Annotated in this window: 12 protein-coding genes and 2 pseudogenes; 12 read left to right on the top strand and 2 right to left on the bottom strand. The window is 34.3% G+C overall.

The window, feature by feature from the left end; all coding sequences use genetic code 11:
- Window positions 1-2: 2 nt before the first annotated feature.
- Genes F9B91_RS09740 through F9B91_RS09730 form a run of 3 tightly spaced genes read left to right on the top strand, consistent with a single transcriptional unit; the run spans window position 3 to window position 5,495 of the window.
- Window positions 3-362 (top strand): PrgI family protein, encoded by a 360-nt coding sequence (locus tag F9B91_RS09740; RefSeq protein ID WP_001097589.1) that lies wholly within the window; start codon window positions 3-5, stop codon window positions 360-362.
- Entirely contained in the window at window positions 313-2,670 is a 2,358-nt protein-coding gene (locus F9B91_RS09735) for a VirB4-like conjugal transfer ATPase, CD1110 family (RefSeq protein WP_191962440.1), read from the top strand. Before F9B91_RS09740 ends, F9B91_RS09735 begins: the two co-directional genes overlap by 50 nt.
- A gap of 11 nt (window positions 2,671-2,681) precedes the next feature.
- A complete protein-coding gene (locus F9B91_RS09730; protein WP_150923183.1) occupies window positions 2,682-5,495 on the top strand; it encodes a phage tail tip lysozyme in 2,814 nt (937 codons plus the stop codon).
- Window positions 5,496-5,525: 30 nt separating this feature from the next.
- On the opposite strand, the gene F9B91_RS11330 is transcribed toward F9B91_RS09730, so the two are convergent.
- Window positions 5,526-5,714 carry a hypothetical protein gene (locus F9B91_RS11330; RefSeq protein WP_075202690.1) on the bottom strand — a complete coding sequence of 63 codons (189 nt, stop codon included), beginning with the start codon at window positions 5,712-5,714 and terminating at the stop codon, window positions 5,526-5,528.
- A gap of 18 nt (window positions 5,715-5,732) precedes the next feature.
- Here F9B91_RS11330 and F9B91_RS09720 point away from each other — a divergent pair, with 18 nt between their 5' ends.
- A complete protein-coding gene (locus F9B91_RS09720; RefSeq protein WP_150923182.1) occupies window positions 5,733-6,299 on the top strand; it encodes a PBECR4 domain-containing protein in 567 nt (188 codons plus the stop codon).
- Between the two features lie 889 nt (window positions 6,300-7,188).
- On the opposite strand, the gene F9B91_RS09715 is transcribed toward F9B91_RS09720, so the two are convergent.
- Window positions 7,189-8,151 carry a helix-turn-helix domain-containing protein gene (locus tag F9B91_RS09715; RefSeq protein ID WP_049510005.1) on the bottom strand — a complete coding sequence of 321 codons (963 nt, stop codon included), beginning with the start codon at window positions 8,149-8,151 and terminating at the stop codon, window positions 7,189-7,191.
- A gap of 226 nt (window positions 8,152-8,377) precedes the next feature.
- Between F9B91_RS09715 and F9B91_RS09710 the strand changes: the two genes are divergently transcribed.
- The 8 genes and pseudogenes from F9B91_RS09710 to F9B91_RS09675 all read left to right on the top strand — a co-directional run.
- Window positions 8,378-10,135, top strand: a complete 1,758-nt coding sequence (locus F9B91_RS09710; protein ID WP_049510003.1) for an ABC transporter ATP-binding protein — start codon at window positions 8,378-8,380, stop codon at window positions 10,133-10,135.
- A 4-nt stretch (window positions 10,136-10,139) separates the two neighbouring features.
- Window positions 10,140-11,864: an ABC transporter ATP-binding protein gene (locus F9B91_RS09705; RefSeq protein WP_124787608.1), complete on the top strand. Its 1,725-nt coding sequence runs from the start codon at window positions 10,140-10,142 to the stop codon at window positions 11,862-11,864.
- A 21-nt stretch (window positions 11,865-11,885) separates the two neighbouring features.
- On the top strand, window positions 11,886-12,473 hold the full coding sequence (locus tag F9B91_RS09700) for an MptD family putative ECF transporter S component (RefSeq protein ID WP_150923181.1): 588 nt from the start codon (window positions 11,886-11,888) through the stop codon (window positions 12,471-12,473).
- Window positions 12,470-13,159, top strand: coding sequence for an energy-coupling factor transporter transmembrane component T (locus F9B91_RS09695; protein WP_162837406.1), 690 nt, complete (start codon window positions 12,470-12,472; stop codon window positions 13,157-13,159). The genes F9B91_RS09700 and F9B91_RS09695 overlap by 4 nt, the downstream gene beginning before the upstream one ends.
- Entirely contained in the window at window positions 13,153-14,523 is a 1,371-nt protein-coding gene (locus F9B91_RS09690; protein WP_048773348.1) for an ABC transporter ATP-binding protein, read from the top strand. Before F9B91_RS09695 ends, F9B91_RS09690 begins: the two co-directional genes overlap by 7 nt.
- 247 nt (window positions 14,524-14,770) lie before the next feature.
- Window positions 14,771-15,040 (top strand): annotated as a pseudogene (locus F9B91_RS09685) (CHAP domain-containing protein); the annotation flags it as partial.
- A gap of 245 nt (window positions 15,041-15,285) precedes the next feature.
- Complete coding sequence (locus F9B91_RS09680; protein ID WP_150923180.1) at window positions 15,286-15,696, top strand: thrombospondin type 3 repeat-containing protein; 411 nt, start codon at window positions 15,286-15,288, stop codon at window positions 15,694-15,696.
- Between the two features lie 56 nt (window positions 15,697-15,752).
- Window positions 15,753-18,569 (top strand): annotated as a pseudogene (locus F9B91_RS09675) (N-6 DNA methylase); the annotation flags it as partial.

Here is an 18,569-nt window from a genome sequence, read left to right as displayed (position 1 = left end):
TCATGAATACACGTGTCTTTAAAGACATCTCAAAATACCAACACAGGGCTTGGTTAGGTTTTACCACAAGGCAAATCATCTTTGTTTTACCAGCCTTTATTGTCACAATTATTGTTTTGGGCTTGAATCTCTTTTTCTGGCAATTTGGAGATTGGTTTGTTTACGGTTTTGTGTTTGCCTTTACCATTCCCCTCATGCTCTTTGGAGTCTATAAACCCAATGATTTATATTTTGAACATTATTTGAAATACCGTCTTCATTTTGAATTAACGGTTCCCCTACGCACAATTACAGGAAAGAAAGGACCTGAACATGAAAAGAAAATCAAATACATTAAAGAAACAAAAAACTTCAATGACTAATAAAAAGGAAAAAGTTAAAGATAAAAAAGAGGAAGTGTTACCATCAACGGCTAATACTCTTTCCTATCAAGCCCTGTATCAAAATGGTCTGATGCAGGTAAAAGAAGATTATTTCTCACAAAGCTATTTACTTGGTGATGTCAATTACCAGACTGTTGGTTTAGAAGACAAGGGGGCAATCATTGAGAAGTATTCTGATTTGATTAACTCCCTAGATGACCAAACTAACTTCCAATTGACTATCTTTAATAAAAGATTGAATTTAGAAAAGTTTAGACAAAGTGTTTTGTATGAGGAAAAAGAAGATGGATATGATAGCTATCGTAAAGAATTGAATCGGATGATGAATCAGAATTTAGACAGTGGTGAAAATAATTTTTCAGCTGTGAAACTGATTAGCTTTGGTAGAAAGGATACTAATCCAAAACAAGCCTATCGTTCCTTGTCCCAAATAGGAGAATATTTCAAGAGTGGTTTCTCAGAAATTGATGCTCGCTTTGAATCCTTGGCTGGAGAAAACCGTGTGAACTTGTTGGCAGATATGCTTAGAGGAGAACACCATCTTCCTTTTTCTTACCGTGATTTAACGAGATCTGGTCAGACAACTCGTCACTTCATAGCGCCTAATCTCTTGGATTTTAAAAACAAGAATTACCTACAAATCAATGACCGATTATTGCAGATTGTCTATGTGAGAGACTACGGTATGGAATTAGGTGATCAGTTTATTCGAGACCTCATGCAAGGAGATTTGGAATTGATTGTGAGCCTTCATGCTCAAAGTTCGACCAAGGCAGATGCCATGAAGAAACTACGAACAAAGAAGACATTGATGGAATCCCAAAAGATTGGGGAACAACAAAAACTAGCCCGTACAGGTATCTATTTGGAAAAAGTAGGTCATGTATTAGAAAGCAATATCGATGAAGCTGAGGAACTCTTAAAAACCATGACAGAGACAGGAGATAAACTATTTCAAACAGTCTTCTTGATTGGGGTCTTTGGTCAGAATGAAGAAGAACTTAAACAAGCGCTAGACACGATCCAACAAGTGGCCGGCTCAAATGACCTAATGATTGATAAACTTCCATATATGCAAGAAGCAGCCTTTAATAGTTTGCTGCCATTTGGTTGTGATTTTTTAGAGGGAGTATCACGGAGTTTATTAACATCTAATGTAGCAGTGAACTCACCTTGGACTTCAGTAGACTTACAAGACCGCAGTGGGAAATATTACGGTATCAATCAAATCTCAAGCAATATTATTACCATTGATCGCAGCCTATTAAATACACCGTCTGGTCTGATTTTAGGGACATCTGGAGCTGGGAAAGGGATGGCAACCAAGCATGAGATTATCACGACCAAAATCAAGGAATCTGGTGAAAATACTGAAATTATCATTGTGGATCCAGAAGCAGAGTACAGTGTTATTGGACGGGCTTTTGGTGGGGAAATGATTGATATTGCGCCAGATTCCCAAACCTATCTCAATGTCCTTGACTTGTCTGATGAAAATATGGATGAGGATCCTGTTAAGGTAAAATCAGAATTTCTTTTATCCTTTATCGGCAAGTTATTGGATAGGAAAATGGATGGGAGAGAAAAATCGATTATCGACCGAGTTACCAGACTCACCTATCAGTCATTTAAAGAGCCTTCTTTGGAAGAATGGGTTTTTGTCTTGAGTCAACAGCCAGAAGAAGAAGCGCAGAATTTGGCACTTGATATGGAACTGTATGTCGAAGGTTCTCTTGATATTTTTTCTCATAAGACCAATATTCAGACAGGATCTAACTTCTTAATCTATAATGTTAAAAAGTTAGGAGATGAGCTGAAACAAATCGCTCTCATGGTAGTGTTTGATCAGATATGGAATCGTGTCGTTCGGAACCAAAAATTAGGGAAGAAGACCTGGATTTATTTTGATGAAATGCAGCTTCTCTTATTAGATAAATATGCCAGTGATTTCTTCTTTAAATTGTGGAGTCGTGTCAGAAAATATGGAGCTAGTCCGACTGGGATAACCCAAAATGTTGAAACCTTATTGTTAGATCCAAATGGTAGACGAATTATTGCCAATAGTGAATTTATGATTCTCCTCAAGCAAGCAAAAAATGACCGAGAAGAATTGGTTCAACTCTTAGGTTTGTCAAAGGAACTTGAAAAATACCTAGTCAATCCGGAAAAAGGTGCTGGACTGATAAAAGCTGGTTCAGTTGTTGTTCCCTTTAAAAATAAGATTCCTCAAGGTACACAATTGTTTGATATCATGAGTACAGATCCTGATAAAATGGCTTCTAACTAAGGGGAAGGTAAATGAAGGATAAAAGAGAAATCATACGTGCCCGAAAGGCATTTAGAAGAAGTCTAAAAGATGAGAAGAAATTCTTAAAACAAGGAAAGAAGGAGGTGAGGAAACAGAAAAAAGATTCCGCTGTACTGGACGAAAAAGCATGGAAAAAAGAGATAAAGCAAAAGCTAGAGGAGATGAGAGAAGCTTCAAAGGCTAGAGTAAAACAAGCAAATGAAGACTACAATCAAATTCTTCAAAATAGTCCTCCATCTCTTTTGAATCGCAAAGAATTAAGAGACAGACGATTACCTCATGCTAGGAAACGATTGAAAATAGCCAAGAAGCAATTTAAGGAAGCTAAGGTAGATGCAAAAGAAGAAAGAAAAGAGAGTCGTAAAGAGAGAAAAACCAATCAAAAATTTCTCTACGGTCAGGAGACGAAAGCGAAATCCAATTTTTTCTTTCAAGGGAAGAGTTTAGAAGAATTAAAAGCTAAGAAAGAAGTCAAGGCCGCAAAAGAGAATCTAAAATCTACCAAACAAGCCTATAAGTCCAAAAAAGTCAGTAGGAAAGCCAAAACTTTTCTTTATGTCCTTGGACGTGAAGGAGGAGAGTTAGCTTCAGAAAATGAAGATTTAGAAGGCTATCGCACGATTCAAGAGACTATCAGAAAAGGGAAACGCTACAGTCGGCTTTCTTATAATCTTGGAAAAGCTAGTGTCAAAACAGGACAAGCAACAGGTCGTTTTACCAAGAAAAGACTGACCAACACAAAAGAGCGATACCATCATTTTAAGGATGGAAAAGGATGGAAACTAGCGAAAGATAATCCAAGTTCCTTTAAAAATCGGTATCGAAAATTAAAGAAACAAGGTCTTACAAGTGTACGAAATATCTATCAAAAACTAAAAGCAGCCTTTTCCTTCTTTACATTTGCGACTGGGAATCCTGTAACCTGGATAGTTGGAGGAATAGTCTTTCTTCTTTTACTTATGATGAGCTTCTTTTTAGGATTTTCATCTGCTAGTTTGATTCAACAAGATGAATTTGAATTAACAAAAGCTTATACCCACCTAACTTGGGAAGATGCAGAACATACTCGCACAAATGACAAAGGAATTACCTATTACACAAAAGTTGATGATGTGATGGGGTATATGAACTTTAAGTTCCATGACTATGAGTTACACAAACCAGTTCACTTATTTAGTTCAGAAACTTATAAGGATTATTTGTCTACTTTGTGGCATGATTTAAACGATGGGGAAGATTTGAAATCCATGCAAGACCTCTATGAAACTCCTAAGTATAAACTCTCGAAAGATGATCAAGAGGAGATGAAGGAACTAAAAGAAGAGGGTGTGTATGCTTCCATGCAGGAATTGGACAATCCATTTGAGGGGAAAAGCAACGAAGATAGTCTAACAATGACTTATCGTTACGGTTACTATGATTTAGACGGTAAACCTACTCTTCAGGAGTATATTCTATTAGAAGCTAAGGCTCACCAAACAATTGTCGCACCAATGGATGGAGTTGTATCTCTAGATGGCGACAATGTTATTCTCACTAACGGAAAAGGAGAGAATGAGAGTCGATTGACCTTGTATTCTATTCATAATGGCCGTGCGATTGAGGGGACAAGAGTCCTAACGGGTGATATTATTGGTGAAACACCAGACGATACAGGTTTGAAAGTTTCCTATCAAAAGTATAAGAACAAGAAAGAAAAATTGGTGTATGTCAATCCGCAATTCTATTTTCCAAAAGTCATTCAACTTCAGACCACTATCTTACCTGCCATTGGTCAGTTTGGTGGGGATGAGTTTGAACGAGCGAAACATATTTATGATTTTTTGAAATCTCAAGGGGCAAGTCCTCAAGCCATTGCGGCAATTTTAGGAAATTGGTCGGTAGAGTCTTCTATCAATCCTAAACGAGCTGAGGGAGATTATTTATCTCCTCCAGTTGGCGCTACCGATTCCTCATGGGATGATGAAAGCTGGTTAGCGATTGGAGGTCCAGCCATTTATAGTGGTGCTTATCCTAATATTCTTCATAGAGGTTTGGGGTTAGGTCAATGGACAGATACTGCAGATGGTTCAACACGTCATACAGCTTTATTGAATTATGCACGCACCCAAAATAAGAAATGGTATGATTTAGACCTCCAACTTGATTTTATGCTTCATGGGGATAGTCCTTACTATCAAAGTTGGTTAAAGGATTTCTTTGGAAATACGGGTAGTGCAGCCAATCTCGCCCAACTCTTCCTTACCTATTGGGAGGGAAATTCTGGTGACAAACTACTGGAAAGACAAACCAGAGCAACGGAATGGTATTACCAAATTGAAAAAGGATTTAGCCAAACAAACGGAGGACAGGCAAAAAGTGACCCGCAATCCCTTGAAGGGGTTCGTGGGGACTTGTATGAGCATTCTGTTCCTGGTGGTGGAGATGGTATGGCCTATGCCTATGGACAATGTACATGGGGTGTGGCGGCTCGTATGAATCAATTAGGCTTAAAATTAAAAGGAAGAAATGGAGAAAAGATTTCGATCATTAATACCATGGGAAATGGTCAGGACTGGGTTGCGACAGCTTCAAGTCTTGGAGGGGAAACGGGCTCTATACCAAGATCAGGTGCTATTGTTTCTTTTGTGGGAGGTACACATGGCACACCAGCAGACTATGGTCATGTGTCTTTTGTAGAGAAAGTCTATGATGATGGTTCTTTCCTTGTGTCTGAAACCAACTATGGGGGTAATCCTAACTATACCTTTAGAAAAATCTCTCAAGCAGATAGTGCCATCAGTTTTGCTTATACTACGAAATAGAAGAGTTTACACTTGAAATTTTAACCATTTTCAGGTAGAATAAATAGTGTAGATGAGTGGTCGGCTCATGGTCAATCTGATAGTAATCTTGGACATAAGGGCCAAGCGGTGGCGGACACCAGAACGAAATCCGATAGCAATCTTGGACGTAAGGGCCAAGCGGTGGCAGACACCAGAATAAACCGACTGACTAGGTGGCTTACAGACTCTGTAAACCACCTTTTTTGTGAGGAAAATATGGAAAATTCTAGAGATTATCGTAATCCAAATTACACCGAAAAAATAAAACTTCAGCGTTTTTTTACTCAGTTACAAATTGCGGCTTCTTTTTTTAAAGAACACTTTGTTGGCAAAATCATGTATTATGAAACGGAAATAGAAAGTGTTGAACTTCATTTTTCACCTACTAATTTCATGCACCTATGTGGTGTTGATTACCTAAAAGGTGCAGGCAGTTTCTTTGATGATTGTTTAAATAGACATGTCATAATTGATGGGTTGAAAATAAAAAAAGATGGAACCACGATGCAAAAGTTGCAAGTTTTAGGATCCATTGAGGAGTTATTGGGAAACCATGTTCATCTAACTGGTTCAGGACGTTATTTGTATTTGGAGTTTGATTATGCTCTACGTACAAGAAAACAGATACTAGCATTAACATTGAAAGAGACATCAAGGAAAATTGTTCCTCAATCTTTATTAGATTTGAAGAGAAAGACAGTATTTCCAAAAGGTCAAAAAGTAATTTCAATTTACTCAAAACATTTACAAACGTCGGAACTTTTTTATTATTTAAAAGATTAGTTTACATATCTTTTGTGGCATAAAACATATTTTATCATTATAAGGAGAACGCAGTTTTGGCTCGTTCTTTTTTTGTTGATGATATGCTCTAAACAACCTACACTAGATTGGATATGAAATAGTTTGTGATTACATAATTTATCTTCAGGGAAGTTATGGACATTATCTCAATTTCTGTTATGATAGACATCTCTAACAATTTCCGTTATAACAGACATTGACTTACAAAGTATTTCTTTTCTGAACATATTAGCGTTATAATATAAATGCAGTGTTACACTGTAGAATATTAAGAAAATAGGATACTGTAGGTTTAAAATAAATGTGTAAGATAAATAGTTGGATTAGTAAAAGTTTCAAGTCTGATAAGAACAATATTACATTTCATACAACTGAATGTATATATTTTATAAGAGAGAGGGATGCTTGATTGGGGAAAATCATTCAAAATACAGTTATAAGGATTTTAATAAGAATGAAAGTGTGATATTTCTTTTTCATTAATCTTCTAAATGTATTAAAATCAAGCTTTCCACTTATGTATTCTGCTAATAAACTTCAATACATTTCAATAGATTTTCAAAATTTGGTGGGGATTTTTATTATACTTTGTACGAGCTTTTCAATACCCTATCCCAACCTTTAAAATCCCCTAAGTTATTTACTCAAGGGATTTTTTATCTGCTTTTTTCATACTCAAACAGTCAGTCTAACTGTTTGATTTTCTTTGTGACTAACTCCCTAAAAATAGTAGAATTAGCTACTTTACTGATTTTACAAGATAATAACAAGACCTAAACGTATAATTTATTTAGGTTTACCAATTATGACTTTAACATTATCCAATAAGGTCTAACTCAACCGTCCCCAAAGTTAAATCCTTATGTATTTAATCAGAAAGATTATTTTTCGCATATTTTTTTATGTCTTTGGGATAAAATCCCTTATATTTTTTGAAGCATGTACTAAATTTACTGTGAGAGGAATATCCTACAGCCTCTGCTATATCTTGAATTTTAAGGGTAGAGTTCAGTAGGAGTAATTCCGCCATATTCATTCTCCGTCTTTGAGTATATTCTGTAATTGTGCATTGATATTTTTGCTTAAATAACTTTTTTAGTTTTGTGCCGCTCATAGTGGATATTTTTTCTAAAGTATCCTGTGAGATAGATGTTGCATAATGATCGTCTATATAATTGGCGACATTTTTCAAAGCCTCATCATCGGCAATAGATAGTGGATTGCTGTACTTATTTAAAAAAGAGTCTATTGTAATACTTAACCATTCCTTTGCCTTTGACTCAAAAAAGATTTCAGCAGCAGGAGATGCCATCTTGCAATTAAGGATATCTTTTGCGATTCTTTCTAAAGGCTTGTTTATTATAATGCTGGTATTAAAAAATAAATCTTCATAGTTACAGACTTTATTCTTATAAGAGGACAGGCATTGCTCTATCATGGACTGATTGAAATTTATACCGATTCCTAAATAAGGAGAGTTTTTGTGAAGTATAAACCTAAAGTCTTTAGAATTTTTTGTATTTATAGTATAAAGTGAATTTGAAGAAAGATTTTGATAAGGATTAAAACATTCACCGTTTGCTGTAACTAAATAAGATAAATAAAGGGAATAGAAATTATTCAAACCAGAAAAACTTGTATGGATAATTTCTTTTTTTATGAAAACATCATAAATATCAATAGTGAAATTATCGCCCTCGTAAAACCAATATATGCCTTCTGCATTATCCGTGCTAAAACGGAATTCATGTCCTACAGTGGAGTATTTTGTATTATCGATAGATTCATCTGTAGAAAAAAAGTTTTTAACAAAGTTATAAAAATCACTCATATTATACCTCCGTGCTTTATATTTTATCCCGAATAGACATTATCCCGAATAGACTTATTTAGCCATATCTAATTGATTGAAATCCTCATTTATTATAAAATAAATGATAAATAAAAACAAGAAAAACTATGCGTATTGCAAAAGAGTTTGAAAACAAGCCTCTAAAATCAGTCTAAAAAGGCTATTTATAGGGTTTGCTAATTTTAAAAAAAGGAGGAGTTGTTCAGTGAAGGATAAGAAGAAATCAATACTGAAAAGACTAATGGCTTACGGTGGTGAAAAAAGTTTTTTACTCTATATTGCTATTGTTATGTCTGCTGTATCAGGTGTCATGGTTTTGATGCCTATGGTATATATTCATAGAATTGTAAATAACTTAATTTTAAATGGGATGGTGAATTTTGATTATGTAAAGGAAAATTCAATTTATGCAGCAGTCTTTGCCGTTCTGGGGCTTTTTATATACCTAATAGGTTTAATTTTATCCCATATTTTTGCATTTGAAGTGGAAGATAACATTATTAAGACTTCCGTAACAAAACTAATAAACAAACCGCTTGGGTATTTCGATGACAAAGAAAGCGGAAGGATAAGAAATGTAATTGTGTCCGGAGCGTCTGAAACCCATTCTTTTATAGCGCATCAACTTCCTGATATGGCGATGACCATTATATCGCCAATCGTCCTGCTTGTATTTTTCTTCGTGTTTAACTGGAAGTTAGGACTTGCCAGTATGATACCGATGATTATCGGTATGACATTGATGTCATCTATGATGACAACCGAAACAAAAAAAATGAAGGATGAGTATTATGCAGGACTTTCCGATTTATCCTCTCAGACTGTGGAATATGTTCGAGGAATTCCTGTTGTTAAAACATTTGCACAAAGTGTTGAGAGCTTTGATAAGTTATATTCGTTAATCATAAAAACAAAAGACAATGTACTTAAGCTTACTATGAGTTATACGAATAAAATGTCGTGGTTTGAAACCGTTTCTACATCGACGGCATTTTTCTTGGTACCTGTGGCATTACTCTTAATAAAATTTAATGGAAACTTATCTAATGTAGTTGCAGATTCTGTTATTTACTTCCTAATAGGACCGGCATTTGCTACTTTTATTATGAGAACTGCGACGATTACACAATACAGTTATTTTGCAGAACTTGCTTTAGATAAAATTGAAAATATACTTGAGTTTGATGATTTTGTTTATGGAAATAAAACAAGTTCTGATGTTGGGATAGAGTTTAAAAATGTAAGCTTTTCTTATGAAGATGAAAATGTATTAGACGATATTTCATTTAAGGTGAATAAAGGAGAACGAGTTGCTTTAGTCGGATCATCAGGCAGTGGTAAAACTACTATAGCAAGGCTTGCTGCACGATTTTACGATATTAAAACAGGTGAAATTTATATTGGAGGAATTAATATAAAAGATTTTGAAAAAGAGGCTTTAATGAGAAAAATTGCTTTTGTTTTTCAAAACTCTAAACTATTTAAAATGAGTTTAAGAGATAATCTTTTAATCGGAAAGCCTGATGCAACTAATGAAGAAATTGACAATGCCTTAATCAATTCAGGGTCTAAAGATATTATTAAAAATTTAGATAAAGGACTTGATACTGTTTACGGAACTAAAGGCACATATTTTTCAGGAGGAGAGGCTCAAAGGATTTCTATAGCGAGAGCTTTTTTGAAAGATGCAGATATTATCATTTTAGATGAAGCTACAGCCTTTGCAGATCCTGAAAATGAACATTTGATTCAAGAGTCTTTTAAGAAGCTATCAAAAAACAAGACAACATTGATGATTGCTCATAGATTATCTACAGTAGTAGATGCGGATAAAATTCTTGTTATTGATAAGGGGAAAATTGTAGAAGAAGGCAAGCATTCAGATTTAATCGGTATGAGTGGGCATTACAAAAAACTTTGGGAAGAATATCAAAAATCCGTAAATTGGAAGATAGGAGGTTAAACATATGGTTTCTTATTTTATGAAAAAATATGCGATGTCAGAAAAAGGCGCTCTTAACTTAAAAAAAGCCATATTTTCACACACGCTTGTTAATTTAACTAAATTGTTCGCACCAATGATCGGTTTTATGTTTCTGTTTCAGTATATAGGCATTTTAAAAAGTATTGAGAGTTACAATTTTACTTCTATTCATTATATTGCACTAATTGTAGTAATGATGATTGTGATGTTCTTAATAGCGAGGTGGGATTATGTAAGACTTTACACCAATGTGTACAACGAGAGTGCAAATTCAAGAATTGAGTTAGCGGAAAAGTTAAAGAAATTACCTCTTTCTTATTTTGGTAAAAGAGATTTGGCAGACCTTGCGGAAACCATGATGAATGACATGAACTTATATGAAACAATTTTTTCTCATGCTGTACCTCATATATATTCAACGGCTATATCCACAAGTATTATTGCTTTAATGCTTATCTTCTATAATTGGAAACTTGCACTTGCAGCCCTTTGGGTAATTCCCATTTCTATTTTGATTATATTTTTATCAAAGAAAAGTCAGAAAAAAATAGTACAAGGCTGGATAGATGATAATCGTAAGGTTTTTGATAATCTACAGGAAAATATAGAGCAGATAGAGCAAATAAAATCTTACAACTTAGAAGATAGGATGTTAAATGATTTTTTTAAAAAATTAAATGCATCCACAAAACAGAAGACGAAAGGTGAAGTTGTAGCCGGAACACTTACAGGAATAGCTGCCGCAATTTTAAAGCTTGGAATTATAAGTGTTGCCGTTATCGGCGTCAACATGCTTATGGCAGGGGAGGTAAGTGCGCTGGTTTATATCGCATTTTTAATGCTTACAGCAAGTATTTATCTTCCTATAGAAGGAATAATCACCTTTATGTCAATGATAGTTATGCTTGATGCGGTTGTAGGGAGAATAAAGGAAATAAAGACCATGCCTGTTCAAAAAGGCAAAAAAGATATTGACATTAAAAATTACGATATTGAGTTCAAGGATGTTTATTTCGGATATGATGATTATTCTGTAATAAATTGTGTGAGCTTTACTGCAAAGCAGGGTGAAATCACTGCGCTAATCGGTTCAAGCGGAAGCGGAAAAACAACTCTCACCAAGCTTGCTGCAAGATTTTGGGATATAGATAAAGGAAAGATTTTGATAGGGGGAGAGGACATCGGTAAAATTGATCCGGAAACACTCCTTAAAAATTTCTCTATCGTTTTCCAAGATGTTACTCTTTTTAATTCAAGCATAAAAGATAATATAAAAATCGGTAAAAAAGATGCTACAGATGAAGAGATTATAAGAGCGGCTAAAATAGCAAGATGTTATGAATTTATAGACAAAATGCCGGATGGAATAGATACAGTAATAGGTGAAAACGGACAAAAACTTTCAGGCGGAGAAAGACAAAGAATCTCAATAGCAAGGGCAATACTAAAAGACGCACCAATCATATTGCTTGATGAGGCTACAGCATCTCTGGATGTTGAAAATGAAAGTCTAATTCAAGAGGCTTTATCCGAACTTATAAAAGAAAAAACGGCAATTGTTATTGCTCATAGATTAAGAACAATAAGAAATGCAAACAAAATCGTTTTATTAAATGCCGGAAAAATAGAAGCGATAGGGACAGATGAAGAACTTTGTAAAAGCTCGGAATTTTATAAAGCAATGCTTAGAAAATCAAATATTCAGTGAAAACTTATTTAGAAGGAAAATATAAAAATGGAAAAATTAAGAATTAAAGATTTAGTTACGATAGGTGTATTTACAGTAATATATTTTGTACTTATGTTTGCTTCGGGAATGATTGGTATTGTACCGATTTTATACTTGGCATACCCTACACTGGCAGGCATTATAACAGGAATAGTTATAATGCTCTTTATGGCAAAAGTTCAAAAATCATGGGGATTATTTATACTTGGGTTGATTTGTAGTCTTTTAGCAATTGCAATGGGAAATACATATGTAATATTGATACATGCTGTAATCAGTATGGCAATTGCGGAACTTTTAAGAAAAAAAGGAGAATATAAATCATTTAAATTTAATATGCTCTCATTTGCCGTATTCAACACTTGGATTTGTGGTTTCCTTATGCAAGTTGTGTTGGCTAAAGACAAGGTTATTAAACTGGCGGAAACAGGCGGTATGGGTCACGATTATATAATGAAGCTCATAGCACTTTTGAATTATCGAAGTATGGTATTAGTATATATCGGTGCTGTTGTCGGCGGGATACTCGGCGCATATATCGGTAAAGTCTTTTTGAAAAAGCATTTCGAAAAAGCTGGTATTGTATAATGCTCGTTTCTTTAGACAATCCATATAATCCCAATCCAATTAGTAAAATTTTAGTAAGTTTTTCACTTGGATTTGCTGTATTTTATAAAGTAAATACCTATTTTGAATGGGGAATTGTGCTTCTTATTTCATTTCTTTTTTTAATGAATGGATTTAAGAAAGAAGCCTTAAAAAACATATCATTTTTTGGGGTTCTTTCTTTGATACCTAATCTTGATGTAATTAGAAATATGAATGCGATTTTAATGATGTTTTTTATGCTATTTGCTGTATGTAAGATGTTTTATCTTCCATTTAGTGCGGGAAGTTTTTTTTTAAAAACATCGGATGTAGGAAGTGTAATATCCTCAATGGATAAAATGAATTTACCTCGTACTGTTTCTATACCAATTGCTGTAATGTTTAGGTTTTTTCCTTCATTTAGGGAAGAAAGTCACAATATAAAACTTGCTATGAAAATAAGGGGTATTACATTTAAAAATCCAATTTCATACATCGAGTATGTAATTGTGCCTTTACTTGTTATGTCTTCTAATATTTCTGATGATATTGCAAAGGCAGCAGAAACAAAATGTATTGAAAATCCTGTTAAAAAAACTAGGTACATATCCGTCAAAACGAAAACAGTTGATTTTGTTTATGTGCTTTCAATACTGATTATGGTTATAGGAGGAGCTTTATGGTAGAAATTGAAAATTTATCTCTATCTTATGGAAATTCTCCTAAAGTGTTAAAAAACATTTCTTTAGATGTAAAAAAAGGCGAATGTGTATTATTTACTGGGAAAAGTGGTAGCGGAAAATCTTCAATTATAAATTCTATCAATGGGTTAGCTGTACGATATGATGGAGCTTCTATGGGTGGTACCATCAGGATTGATAATAAAGATATTAAAAACCTCGAATTATACGAAATATCGCTCTTAGTATCAAATGTATTTCAAAATCCAAAGACACACTTTTTCAATATAAATACTACTCTTGAATTACTTCTCTATTTGGAGAATATAGGACTTTCAAAAAAACAAATGGATGAGAGACTAAATGATATGTTGGATTTGTTTCCGATAGAACATCTTTTAAATAGAGATATTTTTAAGCTTTCGGGTGGAGAAAAGCAGATTTTATGTATTGCTGCAAGTTATATATCTGGAACGGAAATCATTGTTTTAGATGAGCCTTCATCAAATCTTGATGAAGAAAACATTTTAATCATAAAAGAAATGCTTATAAAACTTAAAGATAAGGGTAAAACTCTTATAATCTCAGAACATAGAATATTTTATCTAATGGATATTGTAGATAGAGTTTTTTTGATTAAAGATGGGGAAATACAAAAGGAATATACTCAAATAGATTTTATGAAAATACCGTCTGAAAAGCTAAAGAAGTTAGGTTTAAGAAATAAGAATAGAGTAAAACTTACAGTACCCGAAAATGAAAATAAGGGAAATTTAGAAGTAAAAAACATTGAATTTAAGTTTAATGGCATAGATAAAAAATTGCATTTAAAAGACCTCTCTTTTGAAATGGGAAAAATTTACGGCATAGTAGGAACAAACGGACTTGGTAAATCCACTTTGCTCAGATGCCTTATAGGCTTAGAAAGAAAATCGAAGGATGAAATCTATTTGGACGGCAAAAGACTTTCAAAATCAGATAGGCTAAAAATATCATCCCTTGTAATGCAGGATGTTAATCATCAGCTTTTTACCGATTCTATTGCAAGTGAAGTAGGTCTTGGAATAAAAAATATTGAAAGTAGTTATGTTGAAAATATTCTGAAAAAACTTGATTTATATGAATCAAAAGATCGTCATCCAATGAGCTTGTCAGGTGGACAAAAGCAAAGGGTAGCAATTGCATCTGTACTATGTAAAAAATCTAAACTTATGTTTTTTGATGAGCCTACTAGTGGAATGGATTATTGCAATATGATGAACATATCCCATCTGATCAACGAATGTAAAAGCGATAAGAAAATAATATTCATTGTTTCACATGACCAAGAATTTTTAAATTCGATAGCTGACAATGTTATATATTTGTAAATATCCATAGTGATACTCATATTTGAAAAATCAAAATAAAGGAGATTTAAAGATGTAAGGAGATAAAAATATGAAATATCATGACATGATAATAGAAAATATAAGTGTATGTGAATTTCTTTTATCGTGTGAAAGTAAGATATTTCGTTTAGGAAAATTTTTATGCGTTATTAAATAATATAATAGAAAAAGAATACATTTCTAAAAGAGGACTTTTTACGCCAAAGTGTAGAAGTCCTCCTTTTTTATTATCACTAACGGAAAAGGAGAGAATGGGAGTCGCTTAACCTTATATTCCATTCATAATGGCCGTGCGATTGAGGGGACAAGAGTTCTAACGGGTGATGTTATCGGTGAAACACCAGATAATACAGGTTTGAAAGTTTCTTATCAAAAGTATAAGAACAAGAAAGAAAAATTGGTGTATGTCAATCCTCAATTTTATTTCCCAAAAGTCATTCAACTTCAGACTACTATTTTACCAGCAATTAGTCAGTTTGGTGGGGATGAGTTTGAATGAGCAAAACATATTTATGAGTTTTTGAAATCTCAAGGGCCAAGCGGTGGTAGACACCAGAATAAACCGACTGACTAGGTGGCTTACAGGTTCTGTAAGTCGTCTTTTTTACTTTAATAGTAATGTTTTACATTTTAAGGAGAACGCAGTTTTGGCTCGTTCTCTTTTTTTGTTGTGATACTTCTTTCAAGGAATATTTGATAGGATTGGAGTGAAAAAAGATTAACTAGGAAAGAAGGAAGTATATGGAAGCCATTTATCAACGTGATTCGGATCAAGATGGATTAACTGATGCTCAAGAATTGGCGCTAGGAACCAATCCTCTTAGCGCAGATTCTGATGGTGATGGTCGTTCAGATTTAGTGGAAATAGAAGAAGGAACCAATCCCTTAGAAAAGGATTTACAAGACATAGACCAAACAAGTCTAACGGAACCGTCATCAGTATTTATGGAAATGAAACAAAAGATTTCAGATATGATGGAGAGTCACTACAAGGAATTTATACAGGCTCTGATTAGTATTGAAACAGGGATTGAAAACCAACAAGACCTAGAAGACTTATATACTTACTACAAGAGAACAGATGCCGTTTCTCTTTTGTCTAGTGATTTAGAAACCAGTCCTCAAGAGGTTGAAATGGAGATAGAGTTGTAGGGGAATCATGTGATTCTCCTATTTTCGTATAGATGAAAGGAGCGAGTATGGAAGTAATGGAAGTAATGCAATTATTGGCTATGTTTCGTGGAACAATTCCCAAAGATAGAGAGAAAATGGACTTATTCCTTCGTTATCAAGCGCAACATTTTGATGAGAAATGGCAGGACTTGGTAGAGAGTTTTTTGACTGAAGAGGGGAAGATAGAAGAGATACCTCATGTCTATTCGTTTCATCAAGATATTGTTTCTTTTCTAGAGGCCAGTTCTGAAAATAATGACCAAGATTTAGAAAGTTACACAAGAAATTTTGGACAAGCAGGTCTAAGTAAATTATCTCAATTAAGCAATTTTGAGAAAAACTTGGTGCTAGAAGTCGCAACCTATAACCTTTCCACTCGATTTTACATCCAATCTGAAAAAGAAAAACTAGAACAACTAAGTGAGCTTGTATTTCATCAGAAACAGGATGTCAATTTAGTCAATGTCTATCGGGTTGCGAATAATCTATCTGACCGCATTAGTAGAGATATAGAGGAGTTTCTTCTAATGGTTGATTCCAAAGAACTAAAAAAAGAGGTTCTTGAGATTCATTTTGAAGAAAAAGAAGGAGATGTTCTAGCCTATTTGGGTTCAGAATTGATGGCTACTTTAGATACTGTTACGGATCTTGTCCATCATGAAGAAAACTACACACAACTCCCACTGACACAAAAGCTGAAGATTATTACTCATTTTGATGAAGTAAAAGCTAAAAGCGAAAAGTCTAAGCAAGTAGAGGAAGCAGTCTTACCTGTAGATAATATTGACCAGGTAGAAGAAAATGTGGAAGTTCATTCCCTATCTAAAGTAGATAAAATTGTAGAAGAAGCTTTGAGGGAATATCCAATCGGTTCACAAGTAAGTTATAAAGGACAAGTATTTCAGTTGATTTCGATTGAAAATGCACAGTTAAATGACTTAGTTCGCCTAGAGCTATTCAATGATTCCAAGCAGTTATTTGAAGAGAATCCTATCTTATACTTGAACAGTTTGGAAGAGATTGAACAAGTATTGTCTCATGTAGAACTTGAAAAAGAAGATTCAGAGATTGAGATTGGTTCATCAAGTGAAAGTCAGGAAATAGATTTGTTTTCCTATCTGGAAGAAGAAAAGGCAAAGGAAACAGAATCAACACCACTTAGTTCAGGTATAGAAGAGACGGATGTCCCTGTTCAAGATTTTGTTTTTCCAGATGATTTAGAGGACTTTTATCCTAAGACAAATCGTGAAAAAATTAAAACGAATATCGCCGCAATTGATCTTGTTAAAAGATTAGAAAGAGAGGGAAGACAAGCGAATCCAGAAGAACAAGAACTACTAGCCAAGTATGTTGGCTGGGGTGGCCTTGCCAATGAATTTTTCGATGAACTCAATCCAAAGTATGAAACAGAACGTTTAACTCTTAGGAGCTTAGTAAGTAAATCAGAATACTCGACCATGAAACAAAGTTCTCTCACAGCCTATTATACAGATCCAATGATTATTCGCCAGATTTGGCAAAAATTACTGGATGATGGTTTTGAGGGAGGAAGAATTTTAGATCCTTCTATGGGGACAGGGAACTTCTTTGCGGCGATGCCTAGAAGTATACGAGATAAATCAGAACTCTATGGGGTTGAATTAGACAGTGTGACAGGCGCAATCGCAAAACAACTCCATCCCAATACCCATATTGAAGTGCGAGGATTTGAAGAAGTTCCCTATCAAAATAATAGTTTTGATTTAGTCTTAACGAATGTTCCTTTTGGCAATTTTCGCATTGCAGATAAAAACTATGATAAACCTTATATGATTCATGATTACTTTGTCAAACACTCACTTGATTTAGTAAGAGATGGAGGACAAGTTTCGATTATCTCATCTATTGGTACAATGGATAAGCGGACAGATAATGTCTTACAAGAGATTAAATCAAGCACTCATTTTTTAGGGGGAGTTCGTTTGCCGGATACGGCTTTTAAAAAGATTGCAGGTACTCGAGTGACCACAGACCTCCTCTTCTTTCAAAAGGATCAAGCAAAGAATCTTCATGAGGAGGAGCTTGTTTTTAGCGGCTCTATTCCTTTTGAGGAAGATAAGCGTGTCTGGATCAATCCTTATTTTGATGGGAAATACAATACACAAGTTTTGGGTGAATATGAGGTACGCAATTTTAATGGAGGAACTCTCAATGTTAAGGGGGAATCAGAAACATTAGCTACTGACATAATGAAAGCATTAGAGAATGTGGACGCACCTAAACCAATTGACAATTCTTTGAAAGCACCTGTTTTTATCCAAGAAGAAGTGGATAATTCTATCCCAAGTCGTATCCGTGAGAACTTAGCGCTCTATTCTTTTGGATATGAGGGAAATCAAATTTATTACCGAGATACGCATGGCATTCGGAAAAGTTCAAAAGTGGACGAAATTAGTTATTATGTAGACGAGAAGGGAGAGTTTAAAGCCTGGGACAGTTCTTTGTCTGAACATAAAATAGATCGATTCGTGCAACTTCATTTGACAGATGAGGAAGCACTAGATGTATACAAGTCAGAAGAAGCGAGTAAAAGAGGGAAATATAAGGGCTTGTTCAAAAAAACGGTCTTTTATGAAAGCCCCTTATCGGATAAGGATATTAGTCGGATTAAGGGAATGGTTGATTTAAGAGAGACCTATCAAGCCTTAATTGAAATTCAACGCCATCAAGACTATAATCGGACAGATTTTCAAGTATTACTTAGCAAACTCAATCGTGACTATAACCGCTTTATAGGTCAATTTGGATATTTGAATGCCTCAGTCAATCGGAACTTATTTGATAGTGACGATAAGTATTCTTTACTAGCAAGT

Source organism: Streptococcus mitis (genome assembly GCF_008763935.1).
GTDB lineage: Bacteria > Bacillota > Bacilli > Lactobacillales > Streptococcaceae > Streptococcus > Streptococcus mitis_DB.
Note: the sequence above shows the minus strand (reverse complement) of the source record. Positions and strands in the feature narration are given on the sequence as shown.

Bases quoted from the DNA above. Each gene is read 5' to 3' on its own strand.
- F9B91_RS09740 (WP_001097589.1), top strand. From the start codon at position 3: ATGAATACACGTGTCTTTAAAGACATCTCAAAATACCAACACAGGGCT.
- F9B91_RS09735 (WP_191962440.1), top strand. From the start codon at position 313: ATGAAAAGAAAATCAAATACATTAAAGAAACAAAAAACTTCAATGACT.
- F9B91_RS09730 (WP_150923183.1), top strand. From the start codon at position 2,682: ATGAAGGATAAAAGAGAAATCATACGTGCCCGAAAGGCATTTAGAAGA.
- F9B91_RS09720 (WP_150923182.1), top strand. From the start codon at position 5,733: ATGGAAAATTCTAGAGATTATCGTAATCCAAATTACACCGAAAAAATA.
- F9B91_RS09715 (WP_049510005.1), bottom strand. From the start codon at position 8,151: ATGAGTGATTTTTATAACTTTGTTAAAAACTTTTTTTCTACAGATGAA.
- F9B91_RS09705 (WP_124787608.1), top strand. From the start codon at position 10,140: ATGGTTTCTTATTTTATGAAAAAATATGCGATGTCAGAAAAAGGCGCT.
- F9B91_RS09690 (WP_048773348.1), top strand. From the start codon at position 13,153: ATGGTAGAAATTGAAAATTTATCTCTATCTTATGGAAATTCTCCTAAA.
- F9B91_RS09680 (WP_150923180.1), top strand. From the start codon at position 15,286: ATGGAAGCCATTTATCAACGTGATTCGGATCAAGATGGATTAACTGAT.